Annotated in this window: 11 protein-coding genes; 4 read left to right on the top strand and 7 right to left on the bottom strand. The window is 38.3% G+C overall.

Annotation, left to right across the window (positions count from 1 at the left end; translation table 11 throughout):
• Window positions 1-128 precede the first annotated feature (128 nt).
• Complete coding sequence (locus MSG66_RS14525; RefSeq protein WP_324654464.1) at window positions 129-1,850, bottom strand: alpha-keto acid decarboxylase family protein; 1,722 nt, start codon at window positions 1,848-1,850, stop codon at window positions 129-131.
• 134 nt (window positions 1,851-1,984) lie between these two features.
• On the opposite strand from MSG66_RS14525, the gene MSG66_RS14530 reads away from it, so the two are divergent.
• Window positions 1,985-2,470 (top strand): Lrp/AsnC family transcriptional regulator, encoded by a 486-nt coding sequence (locus MSG66_RS14530; protein WP_324654465.1) that lies wholly within the window; start codon window positions 1,985-1,987, stop codon window positions 2,468-2,470.
• Between the two features lie 70 nt (window positions 2,471-2,540).
• Here the strand turns inward: MSG66_RS14530 and MSG66_RS14535 are convergent, their stop codons facing one another.
• From MSG66_RS14535 to MSG66_RS14545, 3 genes are all read right to left on the bottom strand, one after another.
• A complete protein-coding gene (locus MSG66_RS14535) occupies window positions 2,541-3,971 on the bottom strand; it encodes an aldehyde dehydrogenase family protein (protein ID WP_324654466.1) in 1,431 nt (476 codons plus the stop codon).
• A 285-nt stretch (window positions 3,972-4,256) separates the two neighbouring features.
• Window positions 4,257-5,789 carry an aspartate aminotransferase family protein gene (locus MSG66_RS14540; protein ID WP_324654467.1) on the bottom strand — a complete coding sequence of 511 codons (1,533 nt, stop codon included), beginning with the start codon at window positions 5,787-5,789 and terminating at the stop codon, window positions 4,257-4,259.
• A gap of 2 nt (window positions 5,790-5,791) precedes the next feature.
• Window positions 5,792-7,165 (bottom strand): diaminobutyrate--2-oxoglutarate transaminase, encoded by a 1,374-nt coding sequence (locus MSG66_RS14545; RefSeq protein WP_133972349.1) that lies wholly within the window; start codon window positions 7,163-7,165, stop codon window positions 5,792-5,794.
• 464 nt (window positions 7,166-7,629) lie between these two features.
• Here MSG66_RS14545 and MSG66_RS14550 point away from each other — a divergent pair, with 464 nt between their 5' ends.
• A complete protein-coding gene (locus MSG66_RS14550; protein ID WP_324654468.1) occupies window positions 7,630-8,334 on the top strand; it encodes an SIMPL domain-containing protein in 705 nt (234 codons plus the stop codon).
• A gap of 65 nt (window positions 8,335-8,399) precedes the next feature.
• Here MSG66_RS14550 and MSG66_RS14555 read toward each other — a convergent pair whose 3' ends face one another.
• Complete coding sequence (locus MSG66_RS14555) at window positions 8,400-9,023, bottom strand: TetR/AcrR family transcriptional regulator (protein WP_324654469.1); 624 nt, start codon at window positions 9,021-9,023, stop codon at window positions 8,400-8,402.
• A 118-nt stretch (window positions 9,024-9,141) separates the two neighbouring features.
• On the opposite strand from MSG66_RS14555, the gene MSG66_RS14560 reads away from it, so the two are divergent.
• Window positions 9,142-9,606 carry a hotdog fold domain-containing protein gene (locus MSG66_RS14560; protein WP_324654470.1) on the top strand — a complete coding sequence of 155 codons (465 nt, stop codon included), beginning with the start codon at window positions 9,142-9,144 and terminating at the stop codon, window positions 9,604-9,606.
• Between the two features lie 34 nt (window positions 9,607-9,640).
• Here MSG66_RS14560 and MSG66_RS14565 read toward each other — a convergent pair whose 3' ends face one another.
• Window positions 9,641-10,735 (bottom strand): fatty acid desaturase family protein, encoded by a 1,095-nt coding sequence (locus MSG66_RS14565; RefSeq protein ID WP_042898060.1) that lies wholly within the window; start codon window positions 10,733-10,735, stop codon window positions 9,641-9,643.
• Window positions 10,736-10,747: 12 nt separating this feature from the next.
• Window positions 10,748-11,815 (bottom strand): ferredoxin reductase, encoded by a 1,068-nt coding sequence (locus tag MSG66_RS14570; RefSeq protein ID WP_133972340.1) that lies wholly within the window; start codon window positions 11,813-11,815, stop codon window positions 10,748-10,750.
• 139 nt (window positions 11,816-11,954) lie between these two features.
• On the opposite strand from MSG66_RS14570, the gene fabR reads away from it, so the two are divergent.
• Complete coding sequence (fabR, locus tag MSG66_RS14575) at window positions 11,955-12,650, top strand: HTH-type transcriptional repressor FabR (protein WP_003650423.1); 696 nt, start codon at window positions 11,955-11,957, stop codon at window positions 12,648-12,650.
• The last annotated feature ends 48 nt before the right edge of the window (window positions 12,651-12,698 follow it).

A 12,698-nucleotide genomic window follows, 5' to 3' on the forward strand; every position in this document is an offset into this window, starting at 1 on the left:
AATGTTGGTGTCACTTCCTGTACACCTTTATTCAGCACCATATCCGAAGGCCAGAAACGACCTTCGGACATAAGTTTGCTTTAATATGAGTCCATTTAATTTTTGAGAAGACTTGTCCTGTCTTCTATTTAAAACGAGCTTGCATCCTTACATTTAATAGGCTGGGAACGCTCCTTTAAAATTTCATAACCGCGATCACCGTAGTCAAAACGCGCAATGACTGAGGCAAATTTTTTCAAACTCACCGGTGCATCCATTGCTGGTAGTTTTAATTCAATAAAAGTTAATTGATCATTTTGATGAATATTATCTAAAACACTCCTAAGCTGTCCGGCAGTTTCAACCACATAGGTGGTATGACCTTTTTTACCGTTAAAGACAGCTGGAATATCAGTATATTTCCAGTTTTGTACATCATTATAGGCAGCGTTTTCGCCCATGATTAATCGCTCAATGGTGTAACCGCCATTGTTCAGCAAGAAAATAATGGGTTTTAAACCGTGACGAATAATTGTAGAGAGCTCTTGTACCGTAAGCTGGAATGAACCATCACCAATAAATAGAATTTGGCGGCGCTCAGGAGCTGCAAGCAAACTGCCAAGTAAAGCTGGCAAGGTATAACCAATTGAACCCCAAAGTGGCTGAGCAATATATTTAGCTGTGGCAGGAAGTTTTAAACCAGACAAAGCTGAGTTTGAAGTTCCCACTTCTCCAATAATTACATCGTCTTCTTTTAAGAAACCTGCAATATAGTTCCAAAGTACATCTTGGCTTAGCTTTTGTTGTGCTGGTGCCTCAAAGGCTTTTTGTGGCTGTTGTTCAAGAACAGGTTTGGTCGCTTTACGTGGCTCAACTTTTTTATTTAACTCAACAAGTAATTGCCCAATCTCTATGCCAGGGAAGTCCTGACCAAAAATGTTCAGACCATAAGATTTAATTTCAATATAGTTCTTAGTCGCAATTTGATGAGTAAATACAGCCGAACCTACATCTGTAAAACGTGCGCCAATACCAATTAGGCAGTCAGACTGCTCAATTATATTTTTAACATGCGGCTGACTTGCCCCACCCACATAAGTGCCAATGTAACGCGGCGAGCCTTCATCCATAATATTTTTTGCAGTATTCATACCAGCAAATGGAATAGAGCACTTTTGAGATAAATCATTAAGAAGAGAAGTTACACCAAAAACTGAAGCTTCATTATCAATCAGAAGTGCTGGGCTTTTTGCATTGTTCAAAATGTCGCAAAGTTTATTGACGACGCTGTTTAATAAATCTGGTTCAACAGCTGGATAGCTTAAATCGAGCGGACGCTCACTTACTTCAATTTTAACGTGAGTAATATCACCTGCTAATTGAATATGTACAGGACGACGTTCAAGGAAACACTGACGTAATACACGGTCAATTTCAAAGGCTGCATTTGCAGGAGTCAAACGTGTTTGAGCAACAGTGAACTCCTTCATGCAGTTCATAATATTGTCGTAGTTGCCATCAACCAACGTATGGTGGATCAAAGTGCCCTTTTGAACTGCATGTAAAGGCGGAATACCTGAAATATGAATAAGAGGTACATTTTCTGCATAGGCACCTGCAATGCCGTTAATCGCGCTTAAATCACCTACACCGTAAGTGGTTGCCAAGGCAGAAAAACCGTTAATTCGTGCATAACCATCTGCTGCATAGGCAGCATTTAATTCATTACAATTTCCAATAAATTCGAGTTCTGGATCTGCTTCAACTTGTTCTAGATATGAGAGGTTAAAATCACCAGGTACACCAAAGAGATGTTGGATACCCATTTGTTTTAGACGAAGATTTAAAAAGTCACCGATTTCTATGAACATTGCTCTATATCCTTTGAGACCAATTTTTATTCCATAGAAAAATAATATTTCATCTACCTTTTAGATTTCGTGCATAATGAAAACGCATTTTAATAAAAATACATGATTTGTGTATCATAAAAGGATTTTATGCAATGGATAAGTTCGACTGGCAAATCATTCAGGCATTACAAAAGAATGGACGACTCACCAATCAGGAAGTTGGAGATTTAATCGGTTTATCTGCTTCCCAATGTTCTCGAAGAAGACAGCTACTTGAGCAAAAAGGCATAATTTTAGGTTACTCTGCTCGTATTCAGCAACAAGCGCTAGGACTGGAAGTCACAGCGATGATTCATATTAATTTAAGAACACACGAAGCAAAATCGCAGCAGGCTTTCCAAGAGTTAATTGAAGCAGAAGACAATATTCAAGATGCATTTTCAATTAGTGGCGATGCAGATTTTATTTTAAAAGTCGTTGCAGAAAACTTAGAACAGCTTTCTCAATTTGTGACTGAAAGATTGCTTTCTTATAATTTTATTGGTCACATAAAGTCTTACATTGTTCTCAAAAAAATCAAAGAACAGAATCATTTTTTGATTAAACCTAAAAGTCACGGCTACCATCACACGACTTAAGCAAGTTAGGCTTTTAATAAAATAATTTAGAATAAAAAGGCGGATCTATTATCCGCCTTAAAATTAATATTTAGACTTTACTAATATGTAGCGTTTGACCAATCGTATTTTCAAGCAAACCTTCCAAACCAAACTCAGCACCTAAGCCTGACATTTTCCAGCCACCAAAAGGTGCATGAGGTAGAACTTCTGCATGCGTATTGACCCAAACCGTACCGCATTGAAGCTGAGTAGCATAAACTTGAGCAGCTTTAATGTCAGAAGACCAAATTGATCCGCCTAAACCAAACTCACTATCATTGGCACGTGCAATTGCATCGTTGATATCTGTATATTTTAAGACAGGTAACACTGGACCAAATTGCTCTTCTTGCACTACACGGCAAGATTCAGGAACTTCAGTCAAAATAGTTGGCGCAATAAAGTAGCCCTGCTCTGGTAATTGCTGTTGACCAGAAAGTGCTTTTGCACCCTGTTCAATCGCTTCTGCAATAAGAGCTTTCACCTTGTTATATTGCATTTGGTTTTGTAATGGGCCAAATGTTGTAGAAGACTCCATTCCATCACCCACAATTTGAGCATTGGCAATGTCAGCTAACTTCTGAGATAAAGCCTCATATTGGCTTTCATGCACATATAAACGTTTTAACGCAGCACACGTTTGACCCGCATTTAAGAACGCAGTATTGAAAATCTTAGCTGCAATTTCCTCTATATTTGCATCAGGTAATACAATACCCGCATCATTACCACCGAGCTCTAAAGTTAAATGTTTTAGCTGTTGAGCTGCACCCGTCATAATGTGCTGTCCAGTTCGAGTTGAACCGGTAAATACAACTTTTTGTACATCTGGGTGGGAAGATAATGCTTCGCCAATCTCACCAGCACCTACCACAATTGAAATAACACCAGCGGGAACTTCTTGCTGAATGATTTCACATAAACGCAAAGTTGATAGTGGTGTGTATTCAGAAGGTTTGCTAATGACAACGTTACCGGCACGTAATGCAGGCATGATATGCCAGACCGCAATCATGAGTGGCCAGTTCCATGGAGTAATTGAAGCGACTACCCCTAATGGCTGACGATGACGCTCAATACGCTTAGCTTCGCTGTCTTCGATAATTTCAACAGGTAAATCCATAGCAGCTGCATAACGAGTCCAGCCAATTGCGCCCTGCACTTCCATTTGCGCGAGTGCAAGTGGTTTACCTTGCTCAAGCACAACAAGTTCAGCGAGCATTTCGGCGTGCTTTTCAATACCATCCGCAATCTTGTTTAAAATTGATTTACGTTCATCGTGCGACACCATTTGCCATACTTTAGATGCCTGTTTAGCCGCACTCACTGCTTGATTCACTTGCTCAACCGATGCTTTTGAACAACGCGCAGCTGTTAAACCTGTAGCAGGGTTAATAATTTCTAGTTTACCTTGTTCACCTGAACAAAGTTGACCGCCAATAATAAGTTTAAATTCATTCAGCATATTCGCTTGTTGCATTTCTTCTTCCTTGTCTTAATTGTAATTACAGCCACTTACTTTTTTCAGTTAAACTGGGATTATTTAAAGTAAGTACGATATTGATATATCAATGCGACCAAAAATATCGGGAACATACCAATACAATAAGAAATTTGCTCCCCATAAATCATGCATAATTATTTTTGTTTTTTAAAAATATGCATGTTTTGTGCATACATCTCTCTCTTGATACACACTTTTAATAAAAATAATATGTAATAAAAAAGCCCGGTAATAAACCGGGCTTTTTTGGTATCAACTCAATTAGTCGATTGGTGGTACATAGTTACCAGAAGCAATCGCATCTTTAATGCGGTCAGCTTCAGCCAATACTTGACCTAAAAGGTTTTTAACATTTTCGAATGTCACAACAGGGCTTAATGTTGTCATTTTCAATGACTGTACATTACCAACTTTTGTTACACCGATATTTGCTTCACCACGAGCAAACAATTCGTCCGCTACGTTTTGGTTTAAGCTATCGATCAACTCAGCTGGATAGCCTTGTGGTACAACACGGAACAATACAGAAGCAAATTGTGGCTCAACTAAAAGCTCTAAGCCTGTCGTTGCCTTGATGTAATCTGCAACTTCACGAGTAAGTTTTACACCATGGTCAATCATTGAACCATATAGGTTTTCACCAAGTGATTCAATTGTCATCCACAATTTCAATGCATCAAAACGACGAGTCGTTTGTAATGACTTAGAAACAAGGTTTGGTACACCATGTTCTTCGTCATAAGCAGAGTTCAAATATTCAGCTTCGTAGTGCATAAAGCGATAGTTCGCTTCATCTTTCAACAAAAACGCACCACAGCTAATGCTTTGGAAGTAATGCTTATGGAAGTCGAGGGTAATCGAGTCAGACAATTCAATACCATCAAGCATTGCACGATAGTCATTTGACAGAATTAATGCACCGCCCCATGCCGCATCGATATGCATCCATGAACCATATTTATTGGTAATTTCACGGATTTTTTTCAATGGATCAATTGCACCAGCATCAGTTGTACCTGCTGTCGCAACGACACAAGCCACTACTTTACCTTCTGACTGCAAATGCGCCATCGTTTTTTCGAGAGCATCTACATCCATCTGTGCATTTTCATTCACAGGAACAGTAACAACTGACTGGAAGCCCATGCCCATCATTGCCATGTTCTTTTGTACAGAAAAATGCGCATTTTCAGAACAAATGACTTTGACGTTTTTCATTGCTTCAGCTGGAATACCATCGCGCTGTACAGACCACGGGTTACCGTTTTCGTCTTTCCAGTTTTTCGAAATGCACCAGTCACGAGCAAGCAATACACCCATTAGGTTAGATTGAGTACCGCCAGAGGTGAAAACACCCGCCTGACCAGAACCATAACCTACTTTTTGGCGTAACCAATCAATGAGCTGAACTTCCATTAATGAACCGGCTGGGCTTTGATCCCATGAGTCCATAGACTGGTTAGTCGCATTGATAAGTACTTCCGCAATCTGGCTCATTACCATTGTTGGACAATGTAAATGTGCCAATGAGTGCGGGTGATGTACTTTTAAGCTTTTATTTAAGAAAAGCTCAATCATACGTTGAAGTGATTCTTGTACACCCATACCTTCTTTTGAAGGCTGGAAAGAAATCGCTGAACGCAATTCTTTAATGCTACCGCCTGTGTACATCTTTTCATTTTGCAACCATGCTGAAACGGCTTTTACCGCTTCGCCCATTGCTGACTCATAGTCAGCAATGGATTGTGCATCATTGCAGAGTAACGCTTTACGATGTTCTGCAAAATCCACCATACTTATGCGCCTCGTACTGCAACCAATGCTTCTGCAATTGCTTTCTTAAAGCGAGCAACTACTTCAACACACTCTTCTTGAGTGATGATAAGCGGGCAAAGTAAACGAATTACAGTACCGTTACGACCACCTTTTTCAAGCAATAGTTTATTGTTGAAGCAAGCAGTTTGAATTGCAGCAGCTAATTGAGAGTCTGCAGGAAGTGAACCAATACGATCAGCTTGTTTACGCTCGTCAACAATCTCAATACCGATCATTAAACCGCGACCACGCACGTTACCGATACATGGGAATTCTTGAGCCAATTTTTTAAATTCAGCTTGTAGATAATCACCACGTTCTTGCGCATTTTGAGCAAGATTTTGTTCAGTAATCGTTTTTAATACGACAAGGCCTGTACCCATAGCAAGTTGATTACCACGGAAAGTACCGGTGTGACCTGCAGGCTGCCAAGCATCAAATTTACGTTTAATACCTAATACTGCAAGTGGTAAACCACCACCTACTGCTTTAGACATTACAACAACATCAGGTTCAATACCTGCATGTTCAAATGCAAACATTTTGCCTGAACGTGCAAAGCCAGCTTGAACTTCATCTAAAATTAAAACGATGTTGTGCTTTTCAGTCACTTCACGGATTTTTTGCAACCATTTTACTGGAGCTGTAACTACGCCGCCTTCACCTTGAATCGCTTCAAGAATAACAGCAGCCGGTTTTGTTACACCGCTTTCAACATCTTCGATAAAGTTTTCAAAGAAGTAAGTTAAAGCGTCAACACCAGCTTCACCACCTAAACCAAGTGGGCAGCGGTATTCATGCGGATATGGCATGAATTGTACGCCTGGCATTAAACCGTTAACTGCATTTTTTGCACTTAAATTACCAGTCATAGCAAGGGCACCATGGGTCATACCATGATAACCGCCAGAGAAACTGATCACTGAACTACGGCCAGTGTAAGTCTTAGCAAGTTTAATTGCTGCTTCAGTTGCGTCTGCACCAGCAGGACCACAGAACTGCAAGCAATATTCTTCTTTACCACCAGGTAAATATGCTAACAATGCTTCAGTGAATGCATCTTTTAAAGGTGTGGTTAAGTCTAAAGTATGCAATGGCAAACCACTTGCCAATGTATCTTGAATACTTTGAATCACCGCAGGATGATTATGACCTAAAGCCAATGTACCTGCCCCAGCTAAACAATCAAGGTACTGTGTACCTTCAACATCAGTAACCCAGCATCCTTGTGCTTTCGCTATCGCTAACGGTAATTTACGTGGATAGCTACGAACATTTGATTCCATTTGACTTTGGCGAGTCAAATAATATTCGTTAGTAGCATTAGTGGCAGGGTTAACGGAAGTAACGCTCATATCGGATTACCATCTCTGATAGGGGTAGAAAGAAATAAGTCTGGTGACGATGGGTCCTTTGACTCGGTGCTTTATAGAACTAGTAAAGACACTTATTTTATATCTTGTAACTAGGAGCGCGATGATACCTAATTTTACAAGAAAAAAAACGTCTTTTATGTACTTTACTCATCTAATCTTATTGAAAAAATGTATCATCCCAATAGTTAAGATGAATTATCATCATACTATGTGACAACCTAAAGAAAATATTCTTTTTTTATATTACTTTGATTTTTTAAGTTACATTGACACACTTTAATTTTAAGTCTTTATTTTTATAAGAATTTATATTTACCAAAATTTAAAAAAATGGTCTAAATATTACAAATACGCCACAAAATCTGCAAAAGTTATGCATAACTTATGTTTAACATTTCTTAATGAAAAAAATTAAATTTAATTAATTTTTAAAGGATAAATTTATGCGTACTTTAGCCATCTCAACTCTTCTTTTAGGTTCTCTCCTTAGCCCTTTGGTTTTTGCTCAGGATGATAATGCTTTGAACTATAATATTGTAAATGTACAAGCTGAAGCTTCTCGCCAAGTTTCTAATGATGAAATGCATGCAACTTTATATATTGAAAAAAGTAACAAACAACCAGCCGAACTTTCAAATCAAATTAATCAACTGATGAATCAAGCGCTTGCCGTTTCACGTAAATACCCACAAGTAAAAGTTGAAACTGGCACTCAAAGCACTTACCCAATTTACGATAACGATAGTAATAAGCTAAAAGAATGGCGTGGCCGCGCTGAAATTCGCCTTGAAAGTAAAGACTTTAAAGCTGCAAGTCAGTTAATTAGTGAGTTACAACAAAGCTTCCAAACCCAATCAATTAATTTTACAGTTTCAGATGAACAACGTAAAAAAGTTGAAAATGATTTAATGGTAGAAGCTTCTAAAAACTTTCAACAACGTGCTCAAATGTTGACTCAAGCATGGAATAAAAGCCAATACACGCTAGTTAGTTTAAATTTAAATACGAACAACTATTTCCCACAGCCTGTAATGCGTACCAGCATGGCGAAATTTGCTGCTGCTGCTGAAGCAGCTCCGGCTCAAGACATGGCGGCTGGTGAGTCAAAAATTATTGTGAATGCAAACGGTTCAATTCAATTTAAATAATTTATTTTCCAGCAAAAAAAGCCGCATGAAATATGCGGCTTTTTTGTAGGTACGTATTAAGATATTTAATTCAAATTTTGTAAAGAATCCCAAGCAGCTTTCGCCAAAATATCTTTATAAACTTTAGGGTTTGAATGAACTCGTTGTGATAACCATGCACGGCAGTAATTTTCTGTAGATCCAATCACTAATGAAAGTAATAGTTCATGAGGTATAGTTTTTAAGAACTCAGCCTCAGCATAATTTGAAATTTCATTAAATATCTTTTGATTTCTTAATTTATTTTTCTGAACAAGACGCTCTTGGTCTTCACTTTGCATCACACTAAAACGAGCAGATATTAAAAATTTAGCAAACTCTGGCTGTTCACTTACCCAATCAATGTAACTATGAATAAAAGCATATAAAACGTCTTGAAGGGACTCTGTGCCTTCCAGATAGTCATCTCTTCGTGCTGCTTGGTCATCTAAAGCTGCAAAGAATAAAGTCGCAACAATTCCTTCTTTATTTTTAAAGTGATGATAAATAGCCCCTACACTACTGTCAGATTTCGAACGAATCATCTCAATACTGGTAGTTTCAATTCCATTTTCCAAAAAACAAGACAAAGCATCTAACAAGATCTGTCTTTTTAAAGCAGCCCTTCTACCCGGATATAGCCGTTCTAATAGCTCTTGTGCAGATTGCATCGTTCACTCTCCAACCAGTTATCGGAGATATTCTGAATGACTTGACTCGCTTTTGTAAACAGAATTATATTCTTTAACAGAACAAAATTCTGTTTTTATTAATATGGAGCTTTAAACCATGGCAACTACTTTAGAACTTTGGAACAAAGTGTCTGCTTTTCCTAAAGGAAAATGGACTTTCTCACGCATGCTATGTTTAAAAGCACCTTATTTCGGCAGTATTTCACCGCTCTTTATCGATTTAAAACCGAATTACTGCGAAATAGCGATTAAGAAAAAGCGTTCTGTCCTCAACCATATTGGAACAGTTCATGCAATTGCGATGTGTAATATGGCTGAACTTGCAGGTGGCACAATGACAGAAGTTACTGTGCCTTCCACACATCGCTGGATTCCCAAAGGTATGACTGTTGAATATTTAAAAAAGGCAGAAACAGACTTAATTGCAGTTGCAACGCCTGTAGAAAAAAATTATGACTGGGATAAAGCTGGAGAATATTTAGTGGATGTAGAAGTCTATGATTCTCAGAAAGAGAAAGTATTCCACGCTACAATTACCATGTGGATTTCTAAAAAGAAGTAATAAAAAGCCCTGAATTAATCAGGGCTTTTTTCATTTATTTTTTAAATGGTAAGGCGTATTTCAAGATACGACCAACCACCTGACCAAATTGTTTGGTCAAACTCGCGTTGTTATAGTTCAGACCATATTTTTTACATACAGCTTCAACTTTTGGAGCCATTTGGCGATAACGGCGTGCTGGAACATCAGGATATAAATGATGTTCAATTTGATGACTCAAATGTCCGCTTAAGATATGTAATGCTTCTGAACCTTTTAAGTTTGAAGAACCACGGATCTGGCGCATATACCAGTGACCACGGCTTTCATCTTGTAAAACAGACTTTGGAAATACTTCTGCATCTTTAGTAAAGTGACCACAGAAGATAATCGTAAATGTCCAAATATTACGAAGACCATTTGCAACCAGATTTCCCGTAAATACAGGTAAAGCGGCTGGACCTGCAATTAATGGGAAAAAAACGTAATCTTTGAAGAGTTGGGTAGCAATCTTTTTATTTACTGGTTTTAACTCTTCTAAAAACTTTGCTTTGGTCTTACGTTTGTAGAGAACACGACCAATTTCAAGGTTCTGAATCGCTACGCCCCACTGGAACAATAAGCAAAATGGAATGCTATAAACGGGTTGAAGCAAGAAACCAGGCTTCCAACGTTGCTCTGGGAATAAGCGAAGCAAACCATAACCAATGTCATCATCTATACCTTTAATGTTGGTATAGGTGTGATGTTTATAGTTATGAGTCTGGCGCCAGTTATCAGAAGTACCGACAGTATCCCATTCATAAGTTTGACCATTAAATTTAGGATCGTTCATCCAGTCATATTGACCGTGCATAACGTTATGACCGAGTTCCATGTTTTCCATAATTTTAGAAAAGCCTAATAAGCCTGTTCCTAAAACCCAAGCTGGTGGGAACCAACCTGCAAATAAACATGCTCGGCCTAAAAAACTACTGTAGCGAACTGCTGCATAGACGCGGCGGATATATTTTGCATCTTTCTCACCTAAATCATCCAATACTTCTTGTTTGATCTGATCGAGTTCTTTTGCAAATGCGTCAAGTTCTGCTGGTGTCAAATCTCGATTTTTAGGATTTTTGAAATATTCGACTTTCACTGGCATATTCATAAAAGTTCTCTCTTAAAGATCAATAACTAGATCAGATTGTGCTGAGTTCACACAAATTTTGAGTAATTGGCTTGGTTCGGTATTTTCACTACCGTTGAGTAAGTTACGTGTAGAGCCTTGAGCTTTACTACAAACGCACTTATTACAAATCCCCATACGACAGCCATGTGTTGGCTTAAGGCCTTCATGTTCCAGACTCACCAAAATTGATTCGCCTTTTGGAATTGCAATGACCTTATTAGACTGGGTTAATGTGACATTTACATAACCAACTTCAGCCGTACTATCGCGAGTTAAGCTAAAAGCTTCTGTTAATACAGTCGGTGCTTTTTCAAAAAGCTGTTCCACTGTTGAAACGAAACCAGAAGGTCCACACGCATATATAGTGCTATTTTCCAAATCGTCTGCTAATGCTAAATGCTCTGCATTTAAACGTTCATCATTTGGTGTTTCTTGCGTATAGAAAACCTGATAACTAAAATTTGGGAATTGCTGTGCAACTTTTTCAAAGTATTCAATAAAAGCTGCATCTGAACGTTGCTTCACCCAATATAAAAGCTGCACTTGAACTTTATCTAACTGCTGGCTTTGCTTAATAGCAGTGATTAAGCTCAACATTGGGGTAATACCACTACCCGCAGCCAGCATAATTAATTTCGGTGTTTTAATATTTTGTTGCATGTCGCCATAAGGCTGACCAAGTTCAAAAACATCGCCAATTTGGCTTTCAGTCATAAACCAATTACTGACGATGCCATCAGCAACTTTTTTAATCGTTAAACGTAAATGTTGTTCGTCAATTTGCGTCAAGCTATAAGTACGTTCATAACGACGACCAGCAATTTCAACAATGACAGGATGATGCTGACCAGCAACACCTACTTTCACTAAACGGTTACATTTTAGTGTAAGACTTACCATATCATGAGCGACAAATTCTTTTTTTACAATTTGAACAAGCCCATGTTTTACAGACCATAAAGGATTAACTTTTTGTAGCCAGAAGTTAGCCGTATCTCTATCAAATATGGCTTGTGTCAATGAATTGAATAGAGAATTTCTCTTTTCGATTACTTGCATAGCTGGGGCTCTGTCGCTCTTTTTTAATTATTATACACATGTATATATATTTGTATATACACCTGTACTTTTAATTACAATTTCACAAGTTCAGCTTCTAAGGCTATAATCCTGAGAGTTTACAAATATATTGAACAGCATGACCCAATCTTCACTTTCTCAGAACCTGAATGACACACCTCGACAACAAGATGTCATTGAAATTAAAACAGCTACGCGTTCTGTGGGAAGAAAAGCGACTATTACTAAAGAAGAACTTTTTCAAGCTGCTTTAAATCTAATTGGCCCACAAAAAAGTATTGCCTCTTTAAGCTTACGTGAGGTAGCCAGAGAAGCTGGTATTGCGCCAAATAGTTTTTATCGACATTTTAAAGATATTGATGAGTTAGCAATTTCTTTAATTGACCGAGCTGGTATTGTCTTACGTAAAATTATTCGCCACGCTCGCCTACGCGCATCCTTACAAGAAAGTATTATCCGTAGTTCTGTCGATATTTTTCTTCAGCAGCTCGATGCCGATGAGGGTAACTTAAGTTTATTATTACGCGAAGGTTTTACAGGCTCTGCCTCTTATAAAGCCGCAGTTGAACGTCAATTAAACTTCTTTCAACAAGAGCTACAAGAAGATTTAATACGATTAGAGCGCCTAAATAACAATCATCTATACCATCCAGAACTTGTTGCAAAAGCAATTACACAACTTGTGTTTCACATGGGCGCAAAAGCGATTGACCTTCCTATTGAGCAAAGGTCAGAACTTGCTGAACAGACCATGATCATGATTCGAATGATTTTAGAAGGTGCTCGTCATTTGGATGAAGCAAAAATTCGTTAAAATGATTTACTGAATGGCTTGTTGATGAACAGGCCATTTTTGCACCTA

This window comes from Acinetobacter sp. IK31 (genome assembly GCF_035615195.1).
GTDB classification, from domain to species: Bacteria; Pseudomonadota; Gammaproteobacteria; order Pseudomonadales; family Moraxellaceae; genus Acinetobacter; species Acinetobacter calcoaceticus_C.

Coding starts and splice junctions, on each gene's coding strand:
- MSG66_RS14525 (WP_324654464.1), bottom strand. CDS start 1,850: ATGTTCATAGAAATCGGTGACTTTTTAAATCTTCGTCTAAAACAAATG.
- MSG66_RS14530 (WP_324654465.1), top strand. CDS start 1,985: ATGGATAAGTTCGACTGGCAAATCATTCAGGCATTACAAAAGAATGGA.
- MSG66_RS14535 (WP_324654466.1), bottom strand. CDS start 3,971: ATGCAACAAGCGAATATGCTGAATGAATTTAAACTTATTATTGGCGGT.
- MSG66_RS14540 (WP_324654467.1), bottom strand. CDS start 5,789: ATGGTGGATTTTGCAGAACATCGTAAAGCGTTACTCTGCAATGATGCA.
- MSG66_RS14545 (WP_133972349.1), bottom strand. CDS start 7,165: ATGAGCGTTACTTCCGTTAACCCTGCCACTAATGCTACTAACGAATAT.
- MSG66_RS14550 (WP_324654468.1), top strand. CDS start 7,630: ATGCGTACTTTAGCCATCTCAACTCTTCTTTTAGGTTCTCTCCTTAGC.
- MSG66_RS14555 (WP_324654469.1), bottom strand. CDS start 9,023: ATGCAATCTGCACAAGAGCTATTAGAACGGCTATATCCGGGTAGAAGG.
- MSG66_RS14560 (WP_324654470.1), top strand. CDS start 9,142: ATGGCAACTACTTTAGAACTTTGGAACAAAGTGTCTGCTTTTCCTAAA.
- MSG66_RS14565 (WP_042898060.1), bottom strand. CDS start 10,735: ATGAATATGCCAGTGAAAGTCGAATATTTCAAAAATCCTAAAAATCGA.
- MSG66_RS14570 (WP_133972340.1), bottom strand. CDS start 11,815: ATGCAAGTAATCGAAAAGAGAAATTCTCTATTCAATTCATTGACACAA.
- fabR (WP_003650423.1), top strand. CDS start 11,955: ATGACCCAATCTTCACTTTCTCAGAACCTGAATGACACACCTCGACAA.